A 24,743-nucleotide genomic window follows, 5' to 3' on the forward strand; every position below is an offset into this window, starting at 1 on the left:
GAGACTGCATCAAGGCTTGGCTTTGCGCCCGGCCATGTGCCTGAGATACCCGACCAGCATCTCCAGATCCCCATCCGGCAACACCTCAGTGGAAAACCCCGGCATCTTCGCCTGCGGCCACTGGCGCAAGCTCTGCGGGTCGCGAATGTAACGCTTCAGGAAGTCCGCGCCGAAATACTCGGTCGGGTTATACGGAATGTTGAGATCAGGGCCGAATTGCGCATCCCCGGCACCATTCAGCCGGTGGCAGGCCAGGCAGTTTTTCTGGAACAGTGCGAAGCCCTGGTTCACCGGGTCATCGCGCTTCAAGGCCGGATCGGGCAGCAGGGCAGGGAAGCGCTGTGCCACCGGCGCCATCAGCTTGATGCTGGCGACTTCGAACGGCCACTGCTCGGGGCTGATATTGCCGGCCTGCGGATCGGTCCAGACCAGATAGAACGGCCCTGCGCCGGGTTTGCCTGCGGACAAGGGCGGCCACGGCTGGGCCGGGTCTTCGATTGCCAGCCACGCTCGCGCACCGCTCTCGTTCAGCAATGGCGCCGCGGCCAACTCGGCGGCAAAGCCGTCCAGCGCTACCGCCTGCAGATGGTCCTCGGATGTAACGCCCGTCAACAGCGCCGCCACAGGCACGGCGCGATAGGTCATGTCCTTCTTGTAGGAAACATCATTGTTGATCGTGAGGGTTTGCACTTGAGGATGTTCGAGCAGCTCCTTTGTCTGCCAGGTGCGGCTATTTGCACCCAACTGCAGTTCCAGTTGCGCGGCAGACAAGGGCAAGCTCAGCAGCAAGGCACTGAGCGCAATGAGCGTTTTCAAATGATCGCCATCCGTGTCGTGGAAGTGCGCAAAGGTTGGCACAACCGCGCTGGCCCGGGTAGCGGGCCAGTCACATTTTCAGTGGCGATATACAGCACGCGGCGCTTGAATCAGCCGATGATCTTCGTGAGATTCGGCAAGATCAACAACAGCGTCGTGGCGAAAAGGATGAGTCCTGCTTGACGAACTTTCGGTTGTTTGAACATGGCTTGACCGCCTTTATTGTTATTTCCTGATGCGTGCCTGCATATCCATGACGGCACGCGTTGCACTTCCTGTTGAAGGACGCCCGTCTCGGCAAAACCCGACGACGATGGCGTACATGTTCACCTTAGGGCCCACGTCACCGTTGGCTTAGACCCATTTCATATGGAGCACTCGCGAAAAGCTCTTAAAAAGGCATGAGGCGTATTGCCAGCTTCTTCGCCGCCCGCTGGCTAGACAACTCGGCGACCTGAACCGGTTCACCTGAGGTCTGATGACCGTCCGTCTGAGCGTGTGCGTCAAGCGCTTTGAGCAATGTGGTCATTGATTGCAAGCCTGCACAGCGTGAGAGTCAAGTCACCATAAATCAGGTTCGAGGACGTCATGACTGAAGCTTTGATTTTCGACGCGTTACGCACCCCGCGTGGCAAAGGCAAGGCCGACGGTGCACTGCACAGCGTTAAACCGGTGAATCTGGTGGCTGGTTTGCTGAGCGCGTTGCAGACGCGCACCTCGCTGGATACCAGTCAGGTCGATGACGTGGTCCTGGGCTGCGTCACGCCCATCGGCGATCAAGGTTCGGACATCGCCAAGACTGCGGTGCAAGTGGCCGATTGGGATATCAGCGTCGCCGGCGTGCAGATCAATCGCTTCTGCGCGTCGGGGCTGGAAGCGGTCAACCTCGGCGCGATGAAAGTGCGCTCGGGGTTCGAGGATCTGGTAGTGGTTGGCGGCGTCGAATCGATGTCGCGCGTGCCGATGGGCAGCGATGGCGGCGCCTGGGCGCTGGATCCGCAGACCAATCTGCACAGCCACTTCACACCGCAAGGCGTGGGGGCGGATCTGATTGCTACCCTTGAAGGCTTCAGCCGTCAGGACGTCGATGCCTACGCGCTGTACTCGCAACAGAAAGCGGCACGGGCGCGGGCTGATGGTTCGTTCAACAAATCGCTGGTGCCGGTGCAGGATCAGAACGGCATCGTCCTGCTCGATCATGATGAGTTCATCCGCGCCGAATCGACCCTCGAAGGCCTGGGCAAGCTCAAGCCGAGTTTCGAAATGATCGGCCAGATGGGTTTCGATGCGACGGCGTTACGGGTCTACAGCCATGTCGAGCGGATCAATCATGTACATACGCCGGGCAACAGCTCCGGGATCGTCGACGGTGCAGCGTTGATGCTGATCGGCTCCCAAGCCAAGGGCCGGGCGCTGGGTCTGCAACCACGGGCACGCATCGTCGCCACGGCTGTCACCAGTACCGACCCGACCATCATGCTCACCGGCCCGGCGCCGGCGACCCGCAAAGCGTTGGCCAAGGCTGGACTGCGCGTGGAGGACATCGATCTGTTCGAGGTCAACGAAGCGTTTGCCTCGGTGGTGTTGAAGTTCATCAAGGACATGGCGGTCGATCCGCACAAGGTCAACGTCAACGGCGGTTCCATCGCCATGGGCCACCCGCTGGGCGCCACCGGCTGCGCGATCCTCGGCACCCTGCTCGATGAACTGGAGGCGCGCAACTTGCGCTATGGCCTGGCGACGCTGTGTGTCGGCGGCGGCATGGGCATCGCCACCATCATCGAACGCCTCTGAGCCCCGACTTCAAGGAACCCTGTTATGAGCGAAGCCATTCGTTACGAAAAAGGCCAGGACGACATCGTCGTACTGACCATTGATATGCCGGGCCAGAGCGCCAATACCATGAACGCTGTGTATCGCGAGGCCATGGCAGCCTGCGTTGCTCGCTTGTCAGCGGAAAAAGGCAGCATCGCCGGGGTAATCATCACCTCAGCGAAGAAAACCTTCTTTGCTGGCGGCGACCTCAATGAATTGATCAAGGTCGGCAAGCCTGAAGCCAAAGCCTTCTACGACATGGTGCTGACCCTCAAGGGCCAATTGCGTACGCTGGAAACCCTCGGCAAACCGGTGGTTGCGGCCATCAACGGCGCGGCGCTGGGCGGTGGCTGGGAAATTTGTCTGGCCTGTCACCACCGCATCGCTGTGGATGACGCCTCGGTGCAACTCGGTCTGCCGGAAGTGACTCTCGGCCTGTTGCCGGGCGGCGGCGGAGTGGTGCGCATGGTGCGCATGCTCGGTATCGAAAAAGCCCTGCCGTACTTGCTCGAAGGCAAGAAAATTCGCCCGCAACAGGCGCTGCAGGTCGGATTGATTGATGAACTGGCAGCGGATCGCGATGAGCTGCTGGCCAAGGCGCGCGCCTGGATCGTCGCCAATCCGTCGGCGGTGCAGCGCTGGGACGTCAAGGGCTACCAGATTCCTGGCGGCACGCCATCGAACCCGAAAGTGGCGCAGATGCTGGCGATTGCGCCGTCGATCCTGCGCTCCAGAACCCAAGGCACGCTGCCAGCACCGGAGAAGATTCTGTGCGCGGCGGTGGAGGGCGCTCAGGTTGATTTTGATACGGCGCACCTGATTGAAACCCGCTACTTCACGGAACTGACGACCGGGCAGATCTCGAAAAACCTGATTGGCACGTTCTGGTTCCAGTTGAATGAGATCAACGCCGGCGGCTCACGACCCCAGGGTTTTGCGCCTTATGTCACGCGCAGGGTGGGCGTGCTCGGTGCCGGGATGATGGGCGCCGGCATCGCGTTCGTCAGCGCCTCGGCCGGTATCGAAGTCGTGCTCAAGGATATCAATCTCGCCGCTGCCGAGAAGGGCAAGGCGCATTCAACGACATTGCTGGACAAGAAAGTTGCCCGTGGCCAGATGACTGTTGAACAGCGCGACGCGGTGCTGGCGCGGATCGTTGCGACCGCAAGCGATGCCGATCTGGCCGGTTGCGATCTGATCATCGAAGCGGTATTCGAGGATCGCCAGCTCAAGGCCAAGGTGTCTGCCGCAGCGCAGCAGGTTGTGGGCGCCGAGGCTGTGATCGCCTCCAATACGTCGACACTGCCGATCACCGGTCTGGCGACGGCCGTACCGGATCAGGGCAAATTCATCGGCCTGCATTTCTTCAGTCCTGTAGAAAAAATGCCGCTGGTGGAAATCATCAAGGGCGCGCGAACCAGCGACGAAACCCTGGCGCGCGGTTTCGATTTCGTCCTGCAAATCAAGAAAACCCCGATCGTGGTCAACGACAGTCGCGGCTTCTTCACTTCACGCGTCTTCGGCACTTTCACCAATGAAGGCATCGCCATGCTCGGCGAAGGCGTCAGTGCGCCGATGATCGAGACCGAAGCACGCAAGGCCGGGATGCCGGTCGGGCCTCTGGCAATCTCCGACGAAGTTTCCCTCAGCCTGATGAACCATATCCGTCAGCAGACAGCCAAGGACCTACAGGCGGAAGGGAAACCACTGATTGAGCACCCGGCCTTCGCCGTGATTGACTTGATGCTCAATGAATACAAGCGCCCGGGCAAAGCTGCAGGTGCCGGGTTCTATGAATATCCGGCCGGTGGCCATAAGCATTTGTGGCCGGAACTGAAAACACGCTTCGAACAGGCTGGCGGACAGATTTCAGCGAAGGATGTGCGTGATCGTCTGTTGTTTGTGCAGGCTATTGAAACCGTGCGCTGTGTGGAGGAGGGCGTGCTGACCTCGACGGCGGATGCCAACGTCGGTTCGATCTTCGGCATCGGATTTGCCCCATGGACCGGCGGTGCGCTGCAGTTCATCAACCAGTACGGCGTGAAGGACTTCGTCGCCCGTGCGCAGTATCTGGCCGAGCAATACGGCGAGCGGTTTGCGCCGCCAGCGTTGCTGCTGGATAAAGCGGCGAAAGGTCAGATGTTCTAGGATCGACGAATGCTTTGGGGCTTGCCTTGATCGGGTGTTTCAAGGCAGGCTCTGGAGTGTTCATTATTCCCATCACGTGTCAGGTATTTTTTATGTCGTTGCGCATCTGCATTCTCGAAACCGACATCCTGCGTCCTGAATTGATTGATCAATATCAAGGCTATGGGCAGATGTTTCAGCGTCTGTTCTCGCAACAACCGATTGCCGCTGAATTCACTGTTTTCAACGTGGTGAACGGCGAGTATCCGAGCGACGATCTGACTTTCGATGCGTATCTGGTCACCGGCAGCAAAGCTGATTCATTCGGCAGCGATCCGTGGATCCAGACCCTCAAGACTTATCTGCTGAATCGCTACGAGCGTGGCGACAAACTGCTCGGCGTGTGCTTCGGCCATCAATTGCTGGCGTTGCTGCTTGGCGGCAAGAGCGAGCGGGCCTCCCAGGGGTGGGGCGTCGGTACCCACAGCTACAAACTGGCGGCCAAGGCGCCGTGGATGAGCCCAGTGCGCGAAGAGCTGACACTGCTGATCAGTCATCAGGACCAGGTCACCGCGCTACCGGAAAATGCGACCGTGATCGCCTCCAGCGATTTCTGCCCGTTCGCGGCGTATCACATCAACGATCAAGTGTTATGTTTCCAGGGCCACCCGGAATTCATTCACGATTACTCCCGCGCGCTGCTCGATCTGCGTCAGGAAGCGTTAGGTTCGCAGATCTACAGCAAGGGTGTGGCGAGCCTTGAGCAGGAGCACCACGGCGCCACGGTTGCGGAGTGGATGATGCGGTTCGTGGCGCACAAACCAGAAGCTGCCTGACAGTCGCAAGATCAAAAGATCGCAGCCTTCGGCAGCTCCTACAGAATTTCAGTGTAGGAGCTGCCGAAGGCTGCGATCTTTTGCTTTCTATAACCAGCCTGACTTCTTGAAACTCGCCCACAAACTGACACAGCCCACTGCAATAAATCCCAGCACCGCAAAATAACCGTAATGCCAGGTCAGTTCCGGCATGTTCTGGAAGTTCATCCCGTAAATCCCCGCCACTGCCGTCGGAAACGCCAGAATCGCCGCCCACGCCGCAAACTTGCGCTGCACCACGCTCTGCCGGGACGCTTCGAGCAATACGCCAATTTCGATGGTCTGACTGGCAATGTCCGCCAGCGTGCTCAGGTCTTCCATCTGCCGCGTCACGTGAATCTGCACATCGCGAAAATACGGGCGCATGTTTTTGTCGATGAACGGAAAGCTGAGCTTTTGCAGTTCTTCGCCAATCTCCACCATCGGCGCTGCATACCGACGCAGGCGTACGACATCGCGGCGCAAACCGTGGAGCTTCTGGATATCTCGCTCGTTGAGGGCGCTGCATAGTACGTTGCGCTCCAGCTCATCGATTTCCGCATGGATCGCTTCGCCAACGGGCTGATAGTTTTCGATGACGAAATCGAGCAACGCATACAAAACGAAATCTTCACCGTGCTCCAGCAGCAGTGGGCGCGCCTCACAGCGTTGGCGCACATACGCGTAGGACGCGGAGTGGCCATTGCGTGCGGTGATGATGTAACCCCGGCCGGCGAAAATATGCGTCTCGATAAATTGCAAAACGCCGTTTTCGCGCACAGGCGAGTAAGTGACGATAAACAGAGCGTCACCAAAGGTTTCCAGCTTTGGCCGGCTGTGTTTTTCCAGGGCATCTTCGATAGCCAGTTCGTGCAGATTGAACTGGCGTTGCAGGTTGGATAACTCCTGTGCGTCTGGCTCTTCCAGACCGATCCAGACGAAGTGACCAGGCTTTGCTGCCCAGGCGGCGCCTTCATCCAAGGAAATATTGGTGACTTTCTTACCCTCGCTGTACACCGCAGCAGCAACAACTCGACCCATGGTGGTGATTCACTTCTTCTTGGCAGATGGCAGGGGAAACATGGCTTCAGCTTAGCCGTGTCGCTGCTTGAGAGTCAGTGAAACTTCTACAGTTCATCCGGCATAAGAAAACCCGCACTGGGCGGGTTCGCTTGTCAGGCAACTTGCAGTTGCCGATCCATGGATTCGATGCACTCGCGCATCTGTTCACGGCATCGCTCGATGAGCATCGGCATGTCATCCATCGTCAATCCGGCTGTAGGAATGGCCGGCAGAGAACGTATTAAAACGTTGCCACTGCGCCAGCGATTCAGGCGCATGTGTTTGATGTAGCTGCTTACGCACACTGGAACGATCGGCACGCCGGCGGCAATCGCCATCTGGAACGCGCCTTTCTTGAAAGGCAGCAAGTCCTCGCCGAGGTTGCGCGTGCCTTCCGGGAACACCCAGATCGAGGTGTCTTCGTTCTGCAAGGTGCGGGTGGTGGTAAGCATCGACTGCCGTGCCTTGTGCGCATTGCCTCGGTCGATGAGCACATTGCCAGCCAGCCAGAACAACTGACCGAACAACGGCACCCACTTCAGGCTTTTCTTGCCGATACACACGGTACGGCGGGGGACAACGTTGCCGAACACAAACAGATCGTAGTTGGATTGGTGATTGGCAATGATCACGCAACTGTCGGGCTTGTTCGTCAGGCCGCTGACGTCCGACTTTACTCGTAAACGCAAGATACACATCGCCGGCAGGGCGTAGAGACGAGCACACAGGCGGCTATTGTCCGGATTGAACGGCCGGCACAAACCGACAATCACGCCCAGTACGCCAGCCAGCATAAAGTGCAGGCCCATCAACAACATACGCAACAAAAACAGCATTTTTGCAGGCCCACCGGGACAAAAGGTGGCGCAGTGTACGGATGTGCACTGTTTTCGGCAATTGCCGCTATAGAGTGCGGAGATGGCCGATGTTTAAGCGCATGTTTCAGCAATGGCTGTCAGGCGCGTCCTAGAGCTTGTAGCGCATCTCAACTCGGGCGTAAGAAAAAGCCCGACGCGATGGTCGGGCTGTGCTCTGGCGTGCATTTTCGGATGCGTCATCCCAGATGTTGTTGATCCTGAATGATGGCGTCGTCGAGGGTTTCCAGCAGTTGCTTGCGCACTTTCAACTTGGTGTTCTTGTGCGCCAGCATATTGATCTTCTTCAACTGACGCGCGGCAGCCAGGGCAGCGCCCTGCAATTCTTCAGCAGTCACGACCTTGTCGAGGAAGCCTGCGTCAACAGCGCTGTTCGGATCGAACATCTCACCATTGATCACCGAACGGTGGAAAGCCGAACGGCGCAAGCGATCGCGCGCCAGTTCAATCCCGGCGTGGTGCATGGTCATGCCGATCTGCACTTCGTTCAGACCGATGCTGAATGGACCTTCAACACCGATTCGGTAATCAGCGGACAATAGCAGGAATGCCCCCTTGGCTACGGCATGTCCCGGACAGGCAACGATCACCGGGAAAGGGTGAGAGAGCAGGCGACGGGCCAGCGTCGAGCCGGCAGTCACCAGCGCAACGGCCTCTTTCGGACCGGCAGTCATCACTTTAAGGTCATAACCTCCCGACAGAATTCCCGGCTGCCCGGTAATGATCACCACGGCCCGATCAGTTACCGCCCGATCCAGCGCCCCGTTAAACGCCGCGATCACGTCTGGTGAAATGGCGTTTACCTTGCCGTTATTCAGGATCAGGGTCGCGATACCGTCTTCGAGGTGGTAGGCAATCAACTCGCTCATGACGCTATTCCTTATTAGAAAGATGGGCAGACGTTACCCACCGTCGCGGGCAAGGTAAAGCGCCGTGACTGACCTGCCAGTCACCGTTTTGCGCCCCGGCCAGCGTTGCACGCGTGTTGCCTGCTATAAATGAAGCGCACGGCTTACCCGACATTGGCGGGTTTGCCATCGCCCGCTATGGCAGAAGGCAGCGTGCTCTCTTAAGCGCATGAAAATTCTGAAAAAAAGTTTGCCATCGGAAAAGCTTTCGACTACATTAGCGCGCCTCGACAGACAGAACATGTCTGCAGAGATACGGTGAAGTGTCCGAGTGGCTTAAGGAGCACGCCTGGAAAGTGTGTATACAGGAAACTGTATCGAGAGTTCGAATCTCTCCTTCACCGCCACATTCAGTAAACGCAAACCCCTGATTTTCCTAGAGAAAGTCGGGGGTTTGTGGTTTTTGGCGTCTGCAAAATAATGATGTGGAACCGTTGATGATCGGCGTCCATGAAATGTGTTTTGGCGATCAATTTCTCTCCAGAGTTATACAAAATCCTGTCACCCGTCGAAATCTCCTACACGCCTCATTGACCCCCCGAACCGTCCCGAGTCTACTGTATGTGCATACAGTAAATTCACTATCAGGTTCGTATCATGAGCGTCACCATCCTCGGCCCTTTGTCAGGCGCGGGCGAAAAGCTTGCGCTGTATTCGTTTCGGATTCCGGCCGGTTTCCCTTCGCCGGCGGCTGATCACATTGAAAAGCACATCTCGCTCGATGAGGTTTTCGACATTCGTGCGCCGCACGTTTATCTGGCGAAGATCGAAGGCGAGAGCATGCAGGACGCCGGCATCTTTTGCGGCGATCTGGTGATCGTCAATCGCAGCCTGAATGCCGAACATGGCGATATCGTTATCGCTGGTCTGAACTCCGAGCCTGTCTGCAAGCGCCTGCATAAGCGCGATAACACCATCATTCTGTTGTCGGCCAACAGTAAATACCCACCTCGCTACGTGATGGAAGGGGACGAGCTGGTTATCTGGGGTGTGGTGACTTATAGCGTGCGCGACCATGGCAAATCGTGACCAGGTTTTCGCGCTGATCGATTGCAATAGCTTCTATGCCAGCTGTGAGCGAGTCTTCCGGCCCGATCTGGCGAAGACGCCGATCGTCGTGCTGAGCAATAACGACGGTTGCGTCATTGCGCGGAGCTACGACGCCAAGCCCTTCGTGAAAATGGGCGCACCGTATTTTCAGATTCGCGATGATCTGCGCCGCCACGGCATCCAGGTGTTCAGCAGCAACTATGCGCTTTACGGCGACATGAGCGAGCGGGTGATGACGATCATCGAATCCATGGTGCCCGCCGTCGAGGTTTACAGCATCGATGAGGCGTTTGCCGATCTCAGCGGCATTTCTGGCGACCTGACGATATTGGGTCGAAGCATTCGATCCGCCGTTTATAAATGCACCGGCATCCCGGTCGGCGTCGGCATCGCTCCGACGAAAACGCTGGCCAAGCTCGCCAACCACACTGCGAAACGCCTGCAGGCGCATACCGGCGGGGTTGTCGATATCTGCGACCCGGTCAAGCGCGACTGGGTGCTGCGCAACACCGACGTCGGCGAAGTGTGGGGCATTGGCCGGCGGATGAAAGCCCATCTTCAAAGCATGCAGATCAACAGCGCCATGGATCTGGCGAGGGCCGATCCGTGGACGTTGCGACGTAAATTCAGCGTGGTGATCGAGAAGACTGCGCGCGAGCTGGGCGGGACGTCGTGTCTGGAGTTATCGGAAAAAGAGCCGCCGAAGCAAGAGATCTGCAGCAGTCGCATGTTCGGTAAACGCCTGACCACCATCGAGCCGATCAAGGAAGCGGTGGCGACTTATGTGCATCGGGCAGCGGAAAAACTGCGTGCACAGAACTCGTTATGCAAGAAGGTCCGCGTCAGCATCCGTACCGGCATGTTTAATCCGGAGGAGGCCAAGTACGCCAATGGCGCGCTGATTGAATTGCCTTACCCCACCAATGATGTGCGACTGCTGAGCAAAGTAGCGACTGACGCGATTGATCGACTGTTCAGGCCAGGCTTCAAATACAGCAAGGCCGAGGTGTTATTGATGGATCTTCGGCAGCCCGGAGAATTTACCGAAGACCTGTTTGCTCAGTCCCAACCTCAAGCGGCGGAGAGGGTGATGGGGGTGCTGGATCAGATCAACCAGCGCTGGGGGCATGGGACGTTGCGAGCGGGTAGTGTGCCGGCCGATCCTGCCTGGAGGATGCGGCGGGAGATGATGAGTTCGAGTTTTACGACGAGGATCGATCAGTTGTGGGTCGTTAAATGTAATTGAAGCCACGGGTGCCACGTTTGGTGCTGCGTTACAATCGCCGCCTTCACTTTTGCGGTAAAAGGACGACTTTCATGATCATTTCCACCACTCATTCCGTCGAGGGGCGGCAGATCACAACGTATCTGGATATTGTCAGCGCCGAGTCTGTGCAGGGCGTCAACGTTATCCGCGATATGTTCGCGGGCATGCGCGACTTCTTTGGTGGGCGGTCGCAGACTTTGGAGAGGGCGCTGAAGGAGGCACGCATCCAGGCAACCGATGAACTGAAAGATCGAGCGCGGGCGCTGCAGGCTGACGCGGTGGTCGGCGTGGATTTTGAAATCAGCATGCCGGCTGGGAAGGGCGGAATGGTTGTGGTGTTTGTGACGGGGACTGCGGTCAAGTTGCGCTGAGGATGGAATTGCCGCTCAGGATCAGTCCAGCCGGCGGCAACATTCGCCATTCGTCGGAGCCAAGGGGGTCTGAATCACAAGTCCAGGAATGACCGGCTAGTCTCAAAAGCGCTGAGGGTCGATATTTTTCAGGCAAAACAGTTTTGCCGGTGTCGACCCGGTTGTGAAGGGGAGAAGCTATGACAGGTTCGTATATCGAAGACGATGGCGCTGAGTTTTCTTTCAACAACTGTGTGCGCTGCGGTCAGACGGAGTATCAATCGGGCTTTGGCGAAGACCCGGTGAGCAACGGCAAAATCAAATCCACAGCCCCGAAAGGGCCGAAAGCGAAATTTCTACCCAAGGTCACGGCCAGGAACAGAAAGTGATCTCGCACCGCAGCCCCGTCACTGAACGGGGTTTTTTCTGCGCGCAACTATGTGGTTCAAATTCCTGGCCGACGTTGACATTAATGTAGGTTTTTTTTCACAAACTTTTCACGTCGGTCAACGTAGGGTGAAGCCATCCGTTAGAAAGCAAGTCTCCAGCCCGTCTCCCCAGCGGGCTTTTTTTTGTCCGGCATAAAACCTTTTCCTGGATCGCTGTCCAATCGACGCTGTTGCCTGTGTCTGGACTTTCCTGCGCCGAGCGCATTAAATCCGGCTCCTTCTCGTTATCCTGTTTATTTGAGGTTTTCGTCATGCGTTTAACACTGCCTGCTCTGGTTCTTGGCCTGCTGGTTGCTCAAGGTGCGATGGCTGCCGGTGATGGCACAGCGGCGCTGGGCGGTGGCCTGGGTGGTGCGCTGGGTAACGTGGTCGGTCAGAAAATGGGCGGCAGCACCGGCGCCGCCATTGGCGCTGGCGTCGCGGGCGCAGCGGGCAGCGCAGTCGCAGCGCGCAAGGGCAGCCGCACCAAAGCGGCCATCGGCGGCGGTGTCGGCGCGGCCGGTGGTTCGGTGATCGGCAACAGCCTCGGCGGCCGCAACGGCGCCACCATCGGCGCGGGTCTGGGCGGCGCGGCCGGCGGTGCAGTTGGCAGCAACCTGGGCAAAGGTCACAAGCGCCACTGAGACTGATTGTCTGTCAGAAAAAGCCCGACTTGATGTCGGGCTTTTTCATGGCTGAACGTTTCGTCCGAAATCATCTCCAATCTGCATACGCCCCGCTTGGGCGGACTGTCCCGATTCGGGAACTGCGAGGTTCATATGCGATTGTCATTATCTGCACTGTTTTTCGGCTTGTTCGTGGCGCAAGGCGCGATGGCGGCCGGAGACGGCACCGCTGCCGTAGGCGGTGGTCTCGGCGGTGCGCTGGGTAATGTGGTTGGCGGACAACTCGGCGGCAGCACGGGGGCGGCGGTCGGCGCAGGTGTTGGCGGCGCGGCCGGCAGTGCCGTTGGCGCGAACAAACGCAACCGTACCGAGGCTGCGATAGGTGGCGGGCTTGGCGCAGCTGGCGGCTCGGTCGTCGGCAACAGCCTCGGCGGTTCCACCGGTTCCGCCATTGGCGCGGGCCTGGGCGGCGCAGCCGGCGGTGCGGTCGGTAACAATCTCGGCGACGACGACGGTGGATCTCATTCCGGCGGCCACAAGCACAAGAACAAACACAAAAATAAACATCGCTGATTGATCAGCGAAAACCCGGCCCGGCGCCGGGTTTTTCGTGTCTGGCGGTCAGGAAGAGGAACGATTGACTGTAGGGCTTTTCGAAAGTCATACATCCCACGCGATCAAGAGGTTCGCCATGACTCCTGAAACTGAAGGCAAAGAAGAGAAGGGCCCGAGTGGAGTGCCGTTTATCAATGACCCGGGCAGTGAAGATCCTGGATCGGTGACGGATGATGCGAAGGTGCCGTTGAAGGATGCGGATGAGGCAGATATGGAGGATGAGGAGGATGGGGATGAGCAGTGAGTGGATATTGAGGGTTTGAACTCTGGTTTAAGGGCCTGACTCAGCAGGCCCCTACAGAAGATCAGTTCCTCAGAACGAGACGTCGATTCTTTCTGCTGTAATTTTCACAAATTGCTCATTGAGCTGCGGAAAATCGAAGTGAATGTCTTGATCTGCAAATTCGACGAATGACTTGAAGGTATCGCCTTCCAAGCGCCCATGAACCTCACATGAGAAACCATCGTCAAGCGTCTGGAGCCGATCGGGTTGGAACATTCGCAGTCGCTCGCGCACATGAAAAGACAGGAGCGCGGACTGTGCGGGGGATCAAACAGGAAATAAGTCGGGAAGTAGGCAGTGTCTGTAGGGGGTTTCGCTAAATGGCGGCGAGCTGACAAGCGCACCGACGGGATTGCCCGTTGCTCAATGTCCACCGGCCTCGCTATGCTGCTGAACCCATTAATCAGATCCGCGCTGCGGCACTTGCATGTCGCCCGGGATATCTTTGATAACGGATCCGATGATGAATGCATCGCTGAAAGCGTTCGGCCCGATCAAGGCCGTGATTTTCGATATGGACGGTTTGCTGCTGGACACGGAGGGCATTTACACCGAGGTCACCTCGATGATTGCCGAGCGTTACGGACGCACCTTCGACTGGAGCGTCAAGCAGAACATCATTGGTCGCGGGGCCAACGACCTGGCCAATTACGTGGTGCAGGCGCTCGAGCTACCGATCACTGCGGAAGAATTTCTGACCATTCGCGAGCCGCTGATGCGCGAGCGTTTCCCCAAGGCCCAGGCGATGCCGGGTGCTGAAGCGCTGGTGCGTCATCTCAAGGCGCATAACATCCCGATCGCGGTCGGCACCAGTTCGTCGCGTCAGTCGTTTGGCCAGAAAACCACATTGCATCGGGACTGGTTCGCGCTGTTCGACTTCATCGTTACGGCGGACGATCCGGAAGTCGGCGCGGCCAAACCGGCGCCGGATATCTTCCTCACCGCTGCCCGGCGTCTGGGTGTCGCGCCCAGCGACTGCCTGGTGTTCGAGGATTCGCCGTTCGGTGTAACCGCTGCAAAAGCGGCGGGGATGACAGCGATTGCCATTCCCGACGCAGCGATGGCCGATGAAAAGTATGCCCACGCTGACGGCATTCTTCGTTCGTTGAAAGACTTCACGCCTGGCGTCTTTGGCTTGCCGGCGCTGGAATGGGCCTGACCGGCAAACACAAAACGCCGCCCTGTAAATACATGCAGGGCGGCGTTTTTTCTTTGCGGTTTATCAGGCGCCGAAACCACCGTCGATGGTCAGGCTGGCACCGGTGATGTAACCGGCTTCCGGCCCGGCGAGGTAGGCGACAAAACCGGCGATTTCATCGGCTGTGCCGTAACGGCCCACGGCCATCAGCGGGATCAGACTGTCGGCAAAGTCGCCATGGGCCGGGTTCATGTCGGTGTCGACCGGGCCGGGCTGCACGTTGTTGATGGTGATACCACGTGGGCCGAGATCGCGGGCCAGACCTTTGGTCAGGCCGACCAGTGCCGATTTGCTCATCGCATACACACCGCCACCGCCGAAGGGCATGCGGTCGGCGTTGGTGCTGCCGATGTTGATGATCCGCGAACCTTCGCTCATGTGCTTGGCTGCTTCCTGCGAGGCGATGAACACGCTGCGCACGTTGATGGCGAGAGTCTGATCGAAGTCTTCGAGTTTGAAATCTTCCAGCGGCGCGATGGCCAGCACGCCGGCGTTATTCACCAGAATGTCCAGCCGACCAAACGCTTCGACTGTAGTGCTGACTGCCTGGCGAATGGCGCCCGCGTCGGCGCTGTCGGCCTTGATTGCCAAGGCTTTGCCGCCGTTGCCCGTAATGCTGTTCTGCAACGCTTCGGCTTTTGCTGCGGAGCTGACGTAGGTGAAGGCTACAGCGGCGCCTTCAGCCGCGAGACGTTTGACGATGGCTGCGCCGATACCGCGCGATCCGCCTTGAATCAGAGCGACTTTGCCGCTGAGGTGTTGAGTGGTCATGTGCGATCTCCAGAATGTTCAAGGCGGGATGCCCTGTTGTTGGAGCCGAGTATCGACCTCTGATGCACGGTCGTGTAGACCTTGATTGCTATAGTCTGTGTAAACCAGAAGTTTATAGTGGCAGCCATGGAAACCTTCAGCAGTATCGAATGCTTTGTACGCAGCGCCGAAGTCGGCAGTTTCGCCGAGGCCGCGCGACGCTTGAGTCTGACCCCGGCGGCGGTAGGCAAAAGCGTGGCGAAACTCGAAGCGCGGCTCGGTGTGCGGCTGTTCCAGCGTAGTACACGCAGCCTGACCCTGACCGAAGCAGGGCAGCTGTTTTTGAGTGAAGTCAGTGCCAGCCTAACCACCATCCAGAACGCCGTGGCCAATCTGGCCAGCGCCGAAGGACAGCCGACCGGCACGCTGAAAGTCAGCATGGGCACGGTGTTCGGGCGTCTGTACATCGTGCCGCTGCTCGGCGAATTTTTGCGCCGCTTTCCGGCGATCAACCCGGACTGGCACTTCGATAACCGTCAGGTCGACCTGATCGGGCAGGGCTTCGATGCGGCGATTGGCGGTGGCTTTGAACTGCCGCAGGGCGTGGTCGCGCGCAGACTGACGCCGGCGCATCGGGTGCTGGTGGCATCGCAGGATTATCTGCAGAGCCACGCGCCGATCACCCATCCCGATGACCTCAAACAACACGACGGGATTCTGATTCGCTCTCCGCAAACCGGGCGGGTGCGTTCCTGGCAACTCACCCATCGCGATCAGCAACACAATCCGCTTACGTTGCGCGCGCGAATGACCATGAGTGATTCCGAGGCTGCCTGTGCAACGGCGATGCAAGGTTTGGGCATTGCGCTGGTGAGCATGCCGTTTGCGGTTCCGTATCTTCAGGCAGGGACGTTACAGCGGGTGTTGCCGGACTGGTTTGTCGATGACGGCAACATTTCGATCTATTACGCCGAGCACAAATTGTTGCCGGGCAAGACCCGGGCGTTTGTCGATTTTGTGATTGAGCAGTTTGTTGAGCAGGGGTTGGCGCGGCGGTTCAGTGCTGTCTGAACAAGATCTCAGACCGGGTCGCCCCGTTCGCGAGCAGGCTCGCTCCCACAGGAAAGGCGCGTTCCAAATGTGGGAGCGAGCCTGCTCGCGAAAAAGGGCAACTCGGTTTCGAAACGGTAACTCAGCGAGCAAACCGCTGCGCCCAACCAATAATGTTCTTCGGCCGTGGCGCTGCATAAGTCCGCACCTTCGACGTCGACAAGCGCAAGCGCACCAGCGACTCGGCAATCGTCACCGCCGCCGTCACCCCGTCCACCACCGGCACGCCGGTGCGCCGACGAATCTGCTCATCCAGCCCCGCCATGCCACCGCAACCCAGGCAAATCACCTCGGCCTTGTCCTGGGTCACCGCCAGTTCGGCCTGATGCACGATGGCTTCCAGTGCGCGCTGCGGTTCATGTTCCAGTTCCAGAACCGCCAGACCACTGGCACGCACCGAGGCACAGCGGTCCCACAGGCCGGACAATTTCAGCCGATCCTCGATCAGCGGCACGGTGCGATCGAGCGTGGTCACCACCGAGTAGGCATGGCCGAGGAACATCGCGGTACTGGCTGCTGCATCGGTGATGTCCACCACCGGCACGTTGAGCAGTTCCTGCAAACCTTCGCGTCCATGCTCGCCGTAGCCGGCCTGGATCACCGCATCGAACGGTTGTTCATAGGCCATCACCCGATCCATCACGGCAATGGCGGCCAGATAGCTTTCAAAATTGCCCTCAATCGATTCGGCGCCGAAGTACGGGGTCAGGCCGACGATTTCGGTACCCGGTGAAGCGACGGTCTGGGCCGAGCGGGCGATGGCGTCGGTGATGGACTCGGTGGTGTTGACGTTGACCACGAGAATACGCATGGAAAATCCTTATTGCAGGCAGTGGTGCGGCCCGAAAACCGGGCCGCGAAGGGATTAATGGCTGACGTTATCCACAGCGATGCATTCGCCGCTGACGTCGGCGTAGTGCGGCTGGCGTTTGGCAATGATCAGGTAAAGCATGCCGGCGATTCCGGCACCGATCAGCCAGGAGAACGGCGAAACGCTGTGGAACCCGGGCACCAACGCCAGGACGATGGCGATCAGCGCTGCAGGAATAAACGCCGCCACCGCGCGGAAATTGACGCCGCGGCTGTAGTAATAAGCGCCGGCGGGATCTTCGCTGTAGAGCTGCGGCACGTTGATCCGGCCTTTGCGCAGCAGCCAGTAGTCGACCATGATCACGCCGTACAGCGGGCCGAGCAGGGCGCCGAGGCCCGACAGGAAGTAGACGATCACCAACGGGCTGTTGTAGAGATTCCACGGCAGGATCAACACCGCGATGGTTGCGCTGATCAGCCCGGCGCGGCGGAAGGTCAGGTACTTCGGCGCCAGGTTACTCAGGACAAATGCCGGGGCGACGAAGTTGGCCATGATGTTCACGGCGACCGTCACGATCAGGAAGGCCAGGCAGCCGAGCACCAGGAAGAATGTATTGGGGATCGAGGCGATGATTTCGGTCGGGCTCTCAATGATGCGCCCGTTGATTTGGAACTGTGCGCCGCACAGCAGCACGGTAATCGCAGCGAACACCAGAATGTTCACCGGCAAACCCCAGAAGTTTCCTACCTTGATGGTCTTGCGGCACGGCGAGGAACGGGCGAAGTCGCAGAAGTTGAGAATCAGCGTGCCGTAGATCGCCAGCCACAACGCGCCACCGGCAAAGATGTTGCGCCACATCTCGCCACCGGTGAGCGGATCGCGGACCGACCAGGCGATGGTCGCGTTGGCCTGGGAGTACATCCATCCGGCGAGGGCGGCAACGGTCAGCAGAATCACCGGTCCGGCAAAGGCTTCGTAGCGGCGAACCATTTCCATGCCGTAGGCGAGGATCGCCAGTTGCACCAGCCAGATCACCACGAAGCACACCCAGCCCAGGCTCGACAGGCCCAGAATCGAGTTGTGATCGTAGGCCGCGAAGCCGGGATGCACAGCGGTCAGCAACACGCGGAAAACCACCGAGGCCAGGTACGTCTGAATACCGAACCAGGCGATGGCGATAACCGCCCTGATCAATGCAGGAATTTGCGCACCGTGGATGCCGAAACTGATCCGGCTGATCACTGGAAACGGCACCCCGGTTTTCTGCCCCATGTAGCCGGACAGGTTCATGAAGAAGTACACCAGCGCCGCACCGATCCCCAACGACAGCAGAATCTGCCAGCCGCCCAGGCCCAGGGCGTACAGGCCGATGGCGAACGAGTAGTTGGCGATGTTGTGTACGTCGTTCGTCCACAGGGCAAAGATGCTGTACTGACCCCAGCGCCGGCCTTCGGCTTTGGTTGGCGCCAGATCGCTGTTGTGCAGACGCGGGCTCAGTTGCAGCGGCTCGCTCAGTCCGTCATGGGGCGACGGTTGATCAAGCGTGGAGGAAGGCAGATTCAGCGCGATGTTATTCGAAAGACTTGTACGCATTCCGGCAGGCTCCTGATGTTCAGGGCCGCGATGACTGTACATGAGCGATCAGGCTCGACAAATCTTCGTCGCGGCAATGAAACATCACTGGTTACGGGGCATCTGCAGCCTGTACGGGATAGGGCGCTTCAGGCTTGCGGATCGAAAGTGTGCATGTTTTGCATTTTTGTATACAAAACATGTATGCACTAAAGCCAGATTTGTGCCAGTTGCGAATCCAGGGATGGCAGGGCTGATTTCGGAAAGCCATCGATACGTCATAAGTGACTGAAAAAAAGGCGATATAGATTGATCGGTCGGACAGGTATTTTTTCAGCGCAGGGATTGTGCGGAGGTGCGAGTACGCGGGGATTTTGGTGGGTTATGTAACTTTTCAGGGCGTGGAAATGGAAAGTGCACACATAAATGGCACCGATGGTGACATTCCTGTGTACACCTTGCGCGCCTGGCATATTTCAATGTGGGAGCGAGCCTGCTCGCGAATGCGGTGGATCAGGCAACTAAAACGCAGACTGGAACTACGCCTTCGCGAGCAGGCTCGCTCCCACAGGGATTTCATTCAGCAGGCGATCAAACCTTGCTCTTGCTGATGATATTCCCCGCATGCAACCCGCATTCTTTCTGCGTGGCTTCCTCCCACCACCAGCGGCCTTCGCGCTCATGCTGGTTCGGCAGGACCGGCCGGGTGCAGGGTTCGCAACCGATGCTGATGAAGCCGCGCTCGTGCAGGCTGTTGTACGGCAGCTCAAGCATGCGGATGTAACCCCAGATCTCTTCGCTGGTCATCTGCGCCAGCGGGTTGAACTTGTACAGGGTGCGTTCCGGTGTCGAGAAAGCAGTGTCGATCTCCAGCACCGCCACGGCACTGCGGGTGCCCGGGCTCTGGTCACGGCGCTGGCCAGTGGCCCAGGCTCTGACGCCGGACAGTTTGCGCCGCAGCGGTTCGATCTTGCGGATGCCGCAGCATTCACCGTGACCATCCTTGTAGAAACTGAACAGGCCTTTTTCCTTCACGAACGGTTCAAGTCTCGTGTAGTCCGGCGAGACGATTTCAATATCGATCTTGTAATGGTCGCGCACCTGCTCGATGAAGCGGTAGGTCTCCGGGTGCAGGCGGCCAGTGTCGAGGCTGAACACTTTGACGTTCTTGTTCAGCTTCCACGCCATGTCCACCAACACCACGTCTTCCGCGCCACTGAAAGATATCCACAAATCATCGCCGAACTCGGCAAAGGCGAGTTTGAGGATGTCCTGGGCGGATTTGCTGGCATAGGTCGTGGCGAGTTCCACGACGTCGAACGTTGGGCTCATCAGGGCGGCTTCCTACAGGTCAGTGGCGCTCGGGCGCTCTATAGGGGGCCGATGGTAACAAAAAGCTGCCGCGCCCGGGGCGTCCTCTGCGTTGCGCACCTCAGGTGCAGCCGCTAGAGTCTGGCGTCGCTCGACTCGATAATCACTACAAACGGGAGTGTCTTGTGGAAATTGCTTGCCTGGATCTTGAAGGGGTACTGGTACCGGAAATCTGGATCGCCTTCGCCGAAAAAACCGGAATCGAATCCCTCAAGGCCACCACCCGGGATATTCCCGATTACGACGTGCTGATGCAGCAGCGCCTGCGCATCCTCGATGAGCACGGCTTGAAGCTCGCGGACATTCAGCAAGTGATCGCCATTCTGAAGCCGCTGGACGGTGCGGCAGAATTCGTCAACTGGCTGCGCGAACGCTTTCAGGTGGTGATTCTCTCGGACACTTTCTACGAATTTTCGCAGCCGTTGATGCGCCAACTGGGCTTTCCGACATTGCTCTGCCATCGGTTGGTCACCAACGAAAGCGGGCGGGTGACGGGCTATCAACTGCGTCAGAAGGATCCGAAGCGGCAGTCGGTGCTCGCGTTCAAGAGCCTGTATTACCGGGTGATTGCAGCGGGGGATTCGTACAACGACACGACCATGCTCGGCGAGGCGGACGCGGGGATTCTGTTCCATGCGCCGGATAATGTGATTCGCGAGTTTCCGCAGTTTCCGGCGGTGCATACGTTTGAAGAGCTGAAGCGGGAATTCCTCAAAGCCTCAAACCGGGACTTGAGTCTGTAAACCGTCCCTGTAGGAGCTGCCGAAGGCTGCGATCTTTGCTTTTGAAAATCAAAAGATCGCAGCCTTCGGCAGCTCCTACAGGGGGTGTGTCATTCAGAGGTTCTGCAGGGTATCGAGCAGGATCCGCACTTTGGTCATTGACTCCTGATACTCCGCCTGCCAGTCCGAATCGGCGACGATGCCGCCGCCGCCCCAGCAGCACACTTGCCCGTCCTTGACCAACAGACTGCGAATGGCGATGGAGCTGTCCATCTCGCCGCGCACGTCCAGGTACAGCAATGACCCGCAATACAGACCACGCCGGGTCGGCTCCAGCTCATCGATGATCTGCATCGCGCGAATCTTTGGTGCGCCGGTGATCGAACCACCGGGGAAGCTGCCGGCGATCAGATCCAGCGCATCACGGTCAGGCCCCAGTTCACCGGTCACGCTGCTGACCAGGTGATGCACGTTGGGATAGCTTTCCAGACTGAACAACTCCGGAACCCGTACCGAGCCGATCCGGCAGCTGCGCCCGAGATCGTTGCGCAACAGGTCGACGATCATCAGGTTTTCCGCGCGGTCCTTGGGGCTGGCCAGCAGCTCGGCGGCGTTGGCCGCGTCTTCGGCCGGGGTCAGGCCGCGAGGGCGGGTGCCCTTGATCGGACGGGTTTCGACCTGACGCCGGCTGACTTTGACGAAGCGTTCCGGTGACAGGCTCAGCACTGCGCCGCCGTCGGGCAGGCTCTGGAAACCGGAGAACGGCGTCGGACAGGCCTGGCGCAGGGCGCAATAGGCCAGCCACGGGTCGCCCTGACAGGAAGCGCGAAAGCGTTGTGCGAAGTTGACCTGATAGCAGTCGCCGGCCTGGATGTAGTGCTGAATGCGCTCGAACGCCTGACGGTAATCGTCAGCCGAGAGGTCGGCGGCCATTGGCTGGTTGATTTTGAACGGGGTGAGCGGTTCAGCGGTCGGCTGGGTGAACAATGCGATCAGGCGCTGCTGCTCAGTGTCGACAAGCGAGGGGTGAAAGACCAACTGGCTGGTTTGCGCCTGGTGATCGCTGATCAGCGCCCAGTCGTACAGGCCAAAGCGCGCATCAGGCAATTGCAGATCATCCCGCGCCTGGCTTGGCAGATTTTCCAGATGCCGGCCAAAGTCGTAGCTCAAATAACCAATCAGTCCGCCGGCGAACGGCAATTCGTACCCGGCAGGCAATTGCGCTTCGCCCAGGCGGCTGAGGTTGTCACGCAGGCGCTGGAGGAAATGCGCACCGCTTTCGTCCGGCAACACCGCCAGCTGCTCCAGCGGCCAAGCGCTGAGCAAGTCATAACGGCCGCGTTCCGCGCTTGGTCGGCCGCTGTCGAGCAGCACGGCGCCAGGGGCGTTGTGAATGGCCGCGAAATAGGCGGCGGGATTGGCGCGGTAGGGCAGTGGGTATACGGAGCAGGTCAGCATGGGCGGGGCAGATCGGCCGTTGAGGCGGGGTGGGGATTGTAGTCCTCTGCGGGAATTGCTCCTAGAGGGGATGTCGGGGATTGGCAGATCAGCAGCGGCGGGCGAGCAACCTGTGGCGAGGGAGCAAGCTCCCTCGCCACAAATCTGATCAGCCCTCGACCGCAGGAATATGCCCAAACATCTCCTGGGTAAACGCTACCCGCTCTTCCACCGACTCCGTCACGCCACGCGCCTTCAGCTCTTCCAGCCGCGCTTCAACCGCGTGGGTACGCAAGGTCAGTCCACAGTCATTCGCGATCTGGATGTTCAGCCCCGGCCGGGCATTCAGTTCGAGAATCAGCGGGCCTTTTTCCTGATCGAGCACCATGTCCACGCCGATATAACCCAGCCCGCACAGCTCGTAACAGCCGGCGGCGAGCTTCATGAAACCGTCCCAGTAGGGCAGTTGCACGCCGTCCACCGCGTTGGTGGTGTCGGGGTGTTTGGTAATGATGTTGTTCAGCCAGGTGCCGCGCAGAGTCAAGCCGGTCGCCAGATCCACACCGACGCCGATGGCGCCCTGGTGCAGGTTGGCCTTGCCGCCGGACTGGCGGGTCGGCAAGCGCAGCATCGCCATCACCGGGTAGCCCATCAGCACGATGATGCGGATATCCGGCACACCTTCGTAGCTGATGCTTTTGAAGATCTGGTCCGGGGTTACGCGGTATTCGATCAATGCCCGGTCACGGTGGCCGCCCAGCGAATACAGGCCGGTGAGGATGCTCGAGATGTGATGCTCAAGTTCTTCGTGGGCGAGGATCTTGCCCGACACCGTGCGATAACGGCCTTCGAATCGGTCGGCGATGACGATGATGCCATCGCCGCCGGCGCCCTGGGCCGGTTTGATCACGAAGTCACTGCGCCCGCCGATGATCTCGTCGAGCTTGTCGATTTCCTTCTCGGTGGAGATCACCCCGTACAGCTCCGGCACATGAATGCCGGCGGCGATGGCGCGTTCCTTGGTGAGGATCTTGTCATCGACGATCGGGTACAGGCTGCGCTTGTTGTACTTGAGCACGTAGTCCGCGTTTCGGCGGTTGATGCCCATGATGCCGCGCGCCTCGAGGGCCTTCCAGGTCTTCCAGAAACCGAACATCAGGCGTCAGCCTTCTTCAGGAAGGCCTTGAAGCGCACCAGTTCGGTCAGGCGGTAGCCGCGATAGCGACCCATCGCGAGCATGAAGCCGACCAGAATCAGCAGGATCGCCGGGAAGGTAAAGACGAAGTACACAAGCTCCGGCACGGTCATGATCAGGTGCGCCAGGGAGGCGGCGAACAGCGTACCGATCGCGACTTTCAGCGCATGGTTGGCGCCGCGTTCTTCCCAGGTGATCGACAGGCGTTCGATGGTCATGGTCAGAATCACCATCGGGAACAGCGCCACCGACAAGCCGCGCTCGAGCCCGAGCTTGTGGCTGAACAGGCTGATCGCTGCGATCAACACCACCACAAAGGTCAGCACCACTGACAGGCGCGGCAGCATTTGCAGTTTCAGGTGTTCCAGATAGGAACGCAGTGACAGGCCCAGCGCAGTGATCACCGTGAACAGCAGAATGCCGAAGCCCAGTTGCGTTTCGCGGAAGGCAAGGGCGATCAGCACCGGGGTGAACGTGCCCAGGGTCTGCAGGCCGATCAGGTTGCGCAGGATCAGGATCACCAGTACGCCGATCGGGATCATCACCATGATCATGAAGGTCTGCTGGGTCTGCAGCGGCAAGCCGTACAGCGAGTATTCGAGGAAATTGGCGTCGGTGTTTTCGTCGGTCAGCTTGGCCAGACGAATCGCGTTCATTTCGCTGTTGTTCAGGCTGAAGGTCACGTTGGCTTTCTTGCCGCCGTCGACGGTGATCAGGTTTTCATCGCCGGTCCACCACAGCAGGCGGTCGGTCGGCAGGCCTTGTTCGCCGGTTTCCGGGTTGAAGTACAGCCAGTCGTTGCCATTGAAGCTGCGCAGCCACAGTTCCGGCATTTGCGGCTGATCGGCGACGAGGCGGATGGTGTGGACTTTTTCTACCGGGACGTGGGCGATGGACAGCAGCAATTCAACAATTTTGGCTTTGTGCGAAGTCGACGGATCGCCGGCCAGCAGCAGCTTTACGTTGTCGTCGTTGACGTTGTTGACCCGCTTGATCGCCTCGCCAATGAAGGTTTCGACGTCGGCCGAGTGTTGGCGGATCGGCGCGAGCAGGGCTTCGGCAGCGATTTTTTCCGGGCCTTCGATGACCATGCTGTCACGGAAGGTCGGGCCTTTGACCTTGGATTTCTCAGCGGTGTAGCGCTTGGTCAGCACCAGGCGGTAATACAGCGTCTGGTTGCCTTTGGCGCGACGGGCCGACCAGGTCACCTTGCGGTTGCCGTCGACGCGGTTTACCGCCACGCCGTAGTTATTGGAGATGAAGCTCTCGTTGAGGCTGACGTAATCGCGGCTCAACGGCGGCACGAACATCTGGATCTTCACCGGATCCTTGGTACTGGCGACGAACTCGACTTTGGCGTCGATGTTCCACAGGTCGTCGGTGGCGTCTTCGGTCACCGGAATACCGAGTACGAAAATCTGATAGGCCGTAATCGAAACGCCCAGCAGCACCAGCACGGCGATCAGGATTTTCAGGTGGAAGGTTAGAGAACGCATGGAAA

The 24,743-nt window shown here is 58.9% G+C and carries 26 protein-coding genes and 1 tRNA gene; 15 read left to right on the forward strand and 12 right to left on the reverse strand.

Features of this window, described 5'->3' with window-relative positions; all coding sequences use genetic code 11:
• Positions 1-9: 9 nt before the first annotated feature.
• Positions 10-816 (reverse strand): c-type cytochrome, encoded by an 807-nt coding sequence (locus VNV36_RS00400; protein WP_325715180.1) that lies wholly within the window; start codon positions 814-816, stop codon positions 10-12.
• Between VNV36_RS00400 and VNV36_RS00405 the strand changes: the two genes are divergently transcribed.
• From VNV36_RS00405 to VNV36_RS00420, 4 genes are all read left to right on the forward strand, one after another.
• The gene (locus VNV36_RS00405) at positions 817-999 is read left to right on the forward strand and encodes a hypothetical protein (protein WP_325715346.1); all 183 of its coding nucleotides are present in this window, start codon (positions 817-819) and stop codon (positions 997-999) included.
• A 405-nt stretch (positions 1,000-1,404) separates the two neighbouring features.
• Positions 1,405-2,610, forward strand: a complete 1,206-nt coding sequence (locus VNV36_RS00410; RefSeq protein ID WP_325715182.1) for an acetyl-CoA C-acetyltransferase — start codon at positions 1,405-1,407, stop codon at positions 2,608-2,610.
• A 24-nt stretch (positions 2,611-2,634) separates the two neighbouring features.
• On the forward strand, positions 2,635-4,779 hold the full coding sequence (locus VNV36_RS00415) for a 3-hydroxyacyl-CoA dehydrogenase NAD-binding domain-containing protein (protein ID WP_325715184.1): 2,145 nt from the start codon (positions 2,635-2,637) through the stop codon (positions 4,777-4,779).
• A 92-nt stretch (positions 4,780-4,871) separates the two neighbouring features.
• On the forward strand, positions 4,872-5,594 hold the full coding sequence (locus VNV36_RS00420; RefSeq protein WP_325715186.1) for an amidotransferase: 723 nt from the start codon (positions 4,872-4,874) through the stop codon (positions 5,592-5,594).
• Between the two features lie 87 nt (positions 5,595-5,681).
• Here VNV36_RS00420 and VNV36_RS00425 read toward each other — a convergent pair whose 3' ends face one another.
• The 3 genes from VNV36_RS00425 to VNV36_RS00435 all read right to left on the reverse strand — a co-directional run bounded on the left by VNV36_RS00425 (position 5,682) and on the right by VNV36_RS00435 (position 8,418).
• Positions 5,682-6,653, reverse strand: a complete 972-nt coding sequence (locus tag VNV36_RS00425; RefSeq protein ID WP_325715188.1) for a magnesium and cobalt transport protein CorA — start codon at positions 6,651-6,653, stop codon at positions 5,682-5,684.
• A 134-nt stretch (positions 6,654-6,787) separates the two neighbouring features.
• Entirely contained in the window at positions 6,788-7,510 is a 723-nt protein-coding gene (locus tag VNV36_RS00430; RefSeq protein ID WP_325715190.1) for a lysophospholipid acyltransferase family protein, read from the reverse strand.
• A gap of 218 nt (positions 7,511-7,728) precedes the next feature.
• On the reverse strand, positions 7,729-8,418 hold the full coding sequence (locus VNV36_RS00435; protein ID WP_325715192.1) for a crotonase/enoyl-CoA hydratase family protein: 690 nt from the start codon (positions 8,416-8,418) through the stop codon (positions 7,729-7,731).
• A 296-nt stretch (positions 8,419-8,714) separates the two neighbouring features.
• Between VNV36_RS00435 and VNV36_RS00440 the strand changes: the two genes are divergently transcribed.
• From VNV36_RS00440 to VNV36_RS00475, 8 genes are all read left to right on the forward strand, one after another.
• A tRNA-Ser gene (locus VNV36_RS00440) sits at positions 8,715-8,804 on the forward strand.
• Positions 8,805-9,054: 250 nt separating this feature from the next.
• Positions 9,055-9,486 carry a LexA family protein gene (locus VNV36_RS00445; RefSeq protein ID WP_325715194.1) on the forward strand — a complete coding sequence of 144 codons (432 nt, stop codon included), beginning with the start codon at positions 9,055-9,057 and terminating at the stop codon, positions 9,484-9,486.
• Positions 9,473-10,753 carry a Y-family DNA polymerase gene (locus tag VNV36_RS00450; RefSeq protein WP_325715195.1) on the forward strand — a complete coding sequence of 427 codons (1,281 nt, stop codon included), beginning with the start codon at positions 9,473-9,475 and terminating at the stop codon, positions 10,751-10,753. The genes VNV36_RS00445 and VNV36_RS00450 overlap by 14 nt, the downstream gene beginning before the upstream one ends.
• Positions 10,754-10,824: 71 nt before the next feature.
• Positions 10,825-11,145 carry a YbjQ family protein gene (locus tag VNV36_RS00455; protein WP_125918571.1) on the forward strand — a complete coding sequence of 107 codons (321 nt, stop codon included), beginning with the start codon at positions 10,825-10,827 and terminating at the stop codon, positions 11,143-11,145.
• Positions 11,146-11,324: 179 nt separating this feature from the next.
• Positions 11,325-11,513 (forward strand): hypothetical protein, encoded by a 189-nt coding sequence (locus VNV36_RS00460; RefSeq protein WP_325715197.1) that lies wholly within the window; start codon positions 11,325-11,327, stop codon positions 11,511-11,513.
• A 311-nt stretch (positions 11,514-11,824) separates the two neighbouring features.
• The gene (locus tag VNV36_RS00465) at positions 11,825-12,196 is read left to right on the forward strand and encodes a hypothetical protein (RefSeq protein WP_016773803.1); all 372 of its coding nucleotides are present in this window, start codon (positions 11,825-11,827) and stop codon (positions 12,194-12,196) included.
• A 135-nt stretch (positions 12,197-12,331) separates the two neighbouring features.
• Positions 12,332-12,751: a glycine zipper domain-containing protein gene (locus VNV36_RS00470; protein WP_325715200.1), complete on the forward strand. Its 420-nt coding sequence runs from the start codon at positions 12,332-12,334 to the stop codon at positions 12,749-12,751.
• 118 nt (positions 12,752-12,869) lie between these two features.
• Positions 12,870-13,037, forward strand: a complete 168-nt coding sequence (locus tag VNV36_RS00475) for a hypothetical protein (RefSeq protein WP_325715202.1) — start codon at positions 12,870-12,872, stop codon at positions 13,035-13,037.
• Positions 13,038-13,106: 69 nt separating this feature from the next.
• On the opposite strand, the gene VNV36_RS00480 is transcribed toward VNV36_RS00475, so the two are convergent.
• Positions 13,107-13,292 carry a UCP019853 family protein gene (locus VNV36_RS00480; protein ID WP_325715204.1) on the reverse strand — a complete coding sequence of 62 codons (186 nt, stop codon included), beginning with the start codon at positions 13,290-13,292 and terminating at the stop codon, positions 13,107-13,109.
• 247 nt (positions 13,293-13,539) lie between these two features.
• Between VNV36_RS00480 and VNV36_RS00485 the strand changes: the two genes are divergently transcribed.
• Positions 13,540-14,235, forward strand: coding sequence for an HAD-IA family hydrolase (locus tag VNV36_RS00485; RefSeq protein ID WP_325715206.1), 696 nt, complete (start codon positions 13,540-13,542; stop codon positions 14,233-14,235).
• Between the two features lie 63 nt (positions 14,236-14,298).
• On the opposite strand, the gene VNV36_RS00490 is transcribed toward VNV36_RS00485, so the two are convergent.
• Positions 14,299-15,045 (reverse strand): 3-oxoacyl-ACP reductase family protein, encoded by a 747-nt coding sequence (locus VNV36_RS00490; RefSeq protein WP_325715208.1) that lies wholly within the window; start codon positions 15,043-15,045, stop codon positions 14,299-14,301.
• A gap of 126 nt (positions 15,046-15,171) precedes the next feature.
• On the opposite strand from VNV36_RS00490, the gene VNV36_RS00495 reads away from it, so the two are divergent.
• Positions 15,172-16,095, forward strand: a complete 924-nt coding sequence (locus tag VNV36_RS00495; RefSeq protein ID WP_325715210.1) for a LysR family transcriptional regulator — start codon at positions 15,172-15,174, stop codon at positions 16,093-16,095.
• Between the two features lie 121 nt (positions 16,096-16,216).
• On the opposite strand, the gene VNV36_RS00500 is transcribed toward VNV36_RS00495, so the two are convergent.
• The 3 genes from VNV36_RS00500 to VNV36_RS00510 all read right to left on the reverse strand — a co-directional run bounded on the left by VNV36_RS00500 (position 16,217) and on the right by VNV36_RS00510 (position 19,849).
• Positions 16,217-16,945: an aspartate/glutamate racemase family protein gene (locus VNV36_RS00500; RefSeq protein ID WP_325715212.1), complete on the reverse strand. Its 729-nt coding sequence runs from the start codon at positions 16,943-16,945 to the stop codon at positions 16,217-16,219.
• Between the two features lie 54 nt (positions 16,946-16,999).
• Positions 17,000-18,538 carry an NCS1 family nucleobase:cation symporter-1 gene (locus tag VNV36_RS00505; RefSeq protein ID WP_325715213.1) on the reverse strand — a complete coding sequence of 513 codons (1,539 nt, stop codon included), beginning with the start codon at positions 18,536-18,538 and terminating at the stop codon, positions 17,000-17,002.
• Positions 18,539-19,108: 570 nt separating this feature from the next.
• Positions 19,109-19,849, reverse strand: coding sequence for a phosphoadenylyl-sulfate reductase (locus tag VNV36_RS00510; protein ID WP_325715215.1), 741 nt, complete (start codon positions 19,847-19,849; stop codon positions 19,109-19,111).
• A gap of 164 nt (positions 19,850-20,013) precedes the next feature.
• Between VNV36_RS00510 and thrH the strand changes: the two genes are divergently transcribed.
• A complete protein-coding gene (thrH, locus tag VNV36_RS00515; protein WP_325715217.1) occupies positions 20,014-20,631 on the forward strand; it encodes a bifunctional phosphoserine phosphatase/homoserine phosphotransferase ThrH in 618 nt (205 codons plus the stop codon).
• Positions 20,632-20,724: 93 nt separating this feature from the next.
• Here the strand turns inward: thrH and pabB are convergent, their stop codons facing one another.
• From pabB to rloB, 3 genes are all read right to left on the reverse strand, one after another.
• Positions 20,725-22,068: an aminodeoxychorismate synthase component I gene (gene pabB, locus VNV36_RS00520; protein WP_325715219.1), complete on the reverse strand. Its 1,344-nt coding sequence runs from the start codon at positions 22,066-22,068 to the stop codon at positions 20,725-20,727.
• Positions 22,069-22,216: 148 nt separating this feature from the next.
• Positions 22,217-23,203, reverse strand: a complete 987-nt coding sequence (locus VNV36_RS00525; RefSeq protein WP_056784132.1) for an alpha-L-glutamate ligase-like protein — start codon at positions 23,201-23,203, stop codon at positions 22,217-22,219.
• Positions 23,203-24,738 (reverse strand): osmotic stress tolerance membrane protein RloB, encoded by a 1,536-nt coding sequence (gene rloB / locus VNV36_RS00530; RefSeq protein WP_325715223.1) that lies wholly within the window; start codon positions 24,736-24,738, stop codon positions 23,203-23,205. The genes VNV36_RS00525 and rloB overlap by 1 nt, the downstream gene beginning before the upstream one ends.
• Positions 24,739-24,743 lie beyond the last annotated feature (5 nt).

Source organism: Pseudomonas sp., assembly GCF_035554175.1.
Taxonomy (GTDB): Bacteria; Pseudomonadota; Gammaproteobacteria; order Pseudomonadales; family Pseudomonadaceae; genus Aquipseudomonas.

Coding starts and splice junctions, on each gene's coding strand:
- VNV36_RS00405 (WP_325715346.1), top strand. CDS start 817: ATGATCGCCATCCGTGTCGTGGAAGTGCGCAAAGGTTGGCACAACCGC.
- VNV36_RS00410 (WP_325715182.1), top strand. CDS start 1,405: ATGACTGAAGCTTTGATTTTCGACGCGTTACGCACCCCGCGTGGCAAA.
- VNV36_RS00415 (WP_325715184.1), top strand. CDS start 2,635: ATGAGCGAAGCCATTCGTTACGAAAAAGGCCAGGACGACATCGTCGTA.
- VNV36_RS00420 (WP_325715186.1), top strand. CDS start 4,872: ATGTCGTTGCGCATCTGCATTCTCGAAACCGACATCCTGCGTCCTGAA.
- VNV36_RS00425 (WP_325715188.1), bottom strand. CDS start 6,653: ATGGGTCGAGTTGTTGCTGCTGCGGTGTACAGCGAGGGTAAGAAAGTC.
- VNV36_RS00430 (WP_325715190.1), bottom strand. CDS start 7,510: ATGCTGTTTTTGTTGCGTATGTTGTTGATGGGCCTGCACTTTATGCTG.
- VNV36_RS00435 (WP_325715192.1), bottom strand. CDS start 8,418: ATGAGCGAGTTGATTGCCTACCACCTCGAAGACGGTATCGCGACCCTG.
- VNV36_RS00445 (WP_325715194.1), top strand. CDS start 9,055: ATGAGCGTCACCATCCTCGGCCCTTTGTCAGGCGCGGGCGAAAAGCTT.
- VNV36_RS00450 (WP_325715195.1), top strand. CDS start 9,473: ATGGCAAATCGTGACCAGGTTTTCGCGCTGATCGATTGCAATAGCTTC.
- VNV36_RS00455 (WP_125918571.1), top strand. CDS start 10,825: ATGATCATTTCCACCACTCATTCCGTCGAGGGGCGGCAGATCACAACG.
- VNV36_RS00460 (WP_325715197.1), top strand. CDS start 11,325: ATGACAGGTTCGTATATCGAAGACGATGGCGCTGAGTTTTCTTTCAAC.
- VNV36_RS00465 (WP_016773803.1), top strand. CDS start 11,825: ATGCGTTTAACACTGCCTGCTCTGGTTCTTGGCCTGCTGGTTGCTCAA.
- VNV36_RS00470 (WP_325715200.1), top strand. CDS start 12,332: ATGCGATTGTCATTATCTGCACTGTTTTTCGGCTTGTTCGTGGCGCAA.
- VNV36_RS00475 (WP_325715202.1), top strand. CDS start 12,870: ATGACTCCTGAAACTGAAGGCAAAGAAGAGAAGGGCCCGAGTGGAGTG.
- VNV36_RS00480 (WP_325715204.1), bottom strand. CDS start 13,292: ATGTTCCAACCCGATCGGCTCCAGACGCTTGACGATGGTTTCTCATGT.
- VNV36_RS00485 (WP_325715206.1), top strand. CDS start 13,540: ATGAATGCATCGCTGAAAGCGTTCGGCCCGATCAAGGCCGTGATTTTC.
- VNV36_RS00490 (WP_325715208.1), bottom strand. CDS start 15,045: ATGACCACTCAACACCTCAGCGGCAAAGTCGCTCTGATTCAAGGCGGA.
- VNV36_RS00495 (WP_325715210.1), top strand. CDS start 15,172: ATGGAAACCTTCAGCAGTATCGAATGCTTTGTACGCAGCGCCGAAGTC.
- VNV36_RS00500 (WP_325715212.1), bottom strand. CDS start 16,945: ATGCGTATTCTCGTGGTCAACGTCAACACCACCGAGTCCATCACCGAC.
- VNV36_RS00505 (WP_325715213.1), bottom strand. CDS start 18,538: ATGCGTACAAGTCTTTCGAATAACATCGCGCTGAATCTGCCTTCCTCC.
- VNV36_RS00510 (WP_325715215.1), bottom strand. CDS start 19,849: ATGAGCCCAACGTTCGACGTCGTGGAACTCGCCACGACCTATGCCAGC.
- pabB (WP_325715219.1), bottom strand. CDS start 22,068: ATGCTGACCTGCTCCGTATACCCACTGCCCTACCGCGCCAATCCCGCC.
- VNV36_RS00525 (WP_056784132.1), bottom strand. CDS start 23,203: ATGTTCGGTTTCTGGAAGACCTGGAAGGCCCTCGAGGCGCGCGGCATC.
- rloB (WP_325715223.1), bottom strand. CDS start 24,738: ATGCGTTCTCTAACCTTCCACCTGAAAATCCTGATCGCCGTGCTGGTG.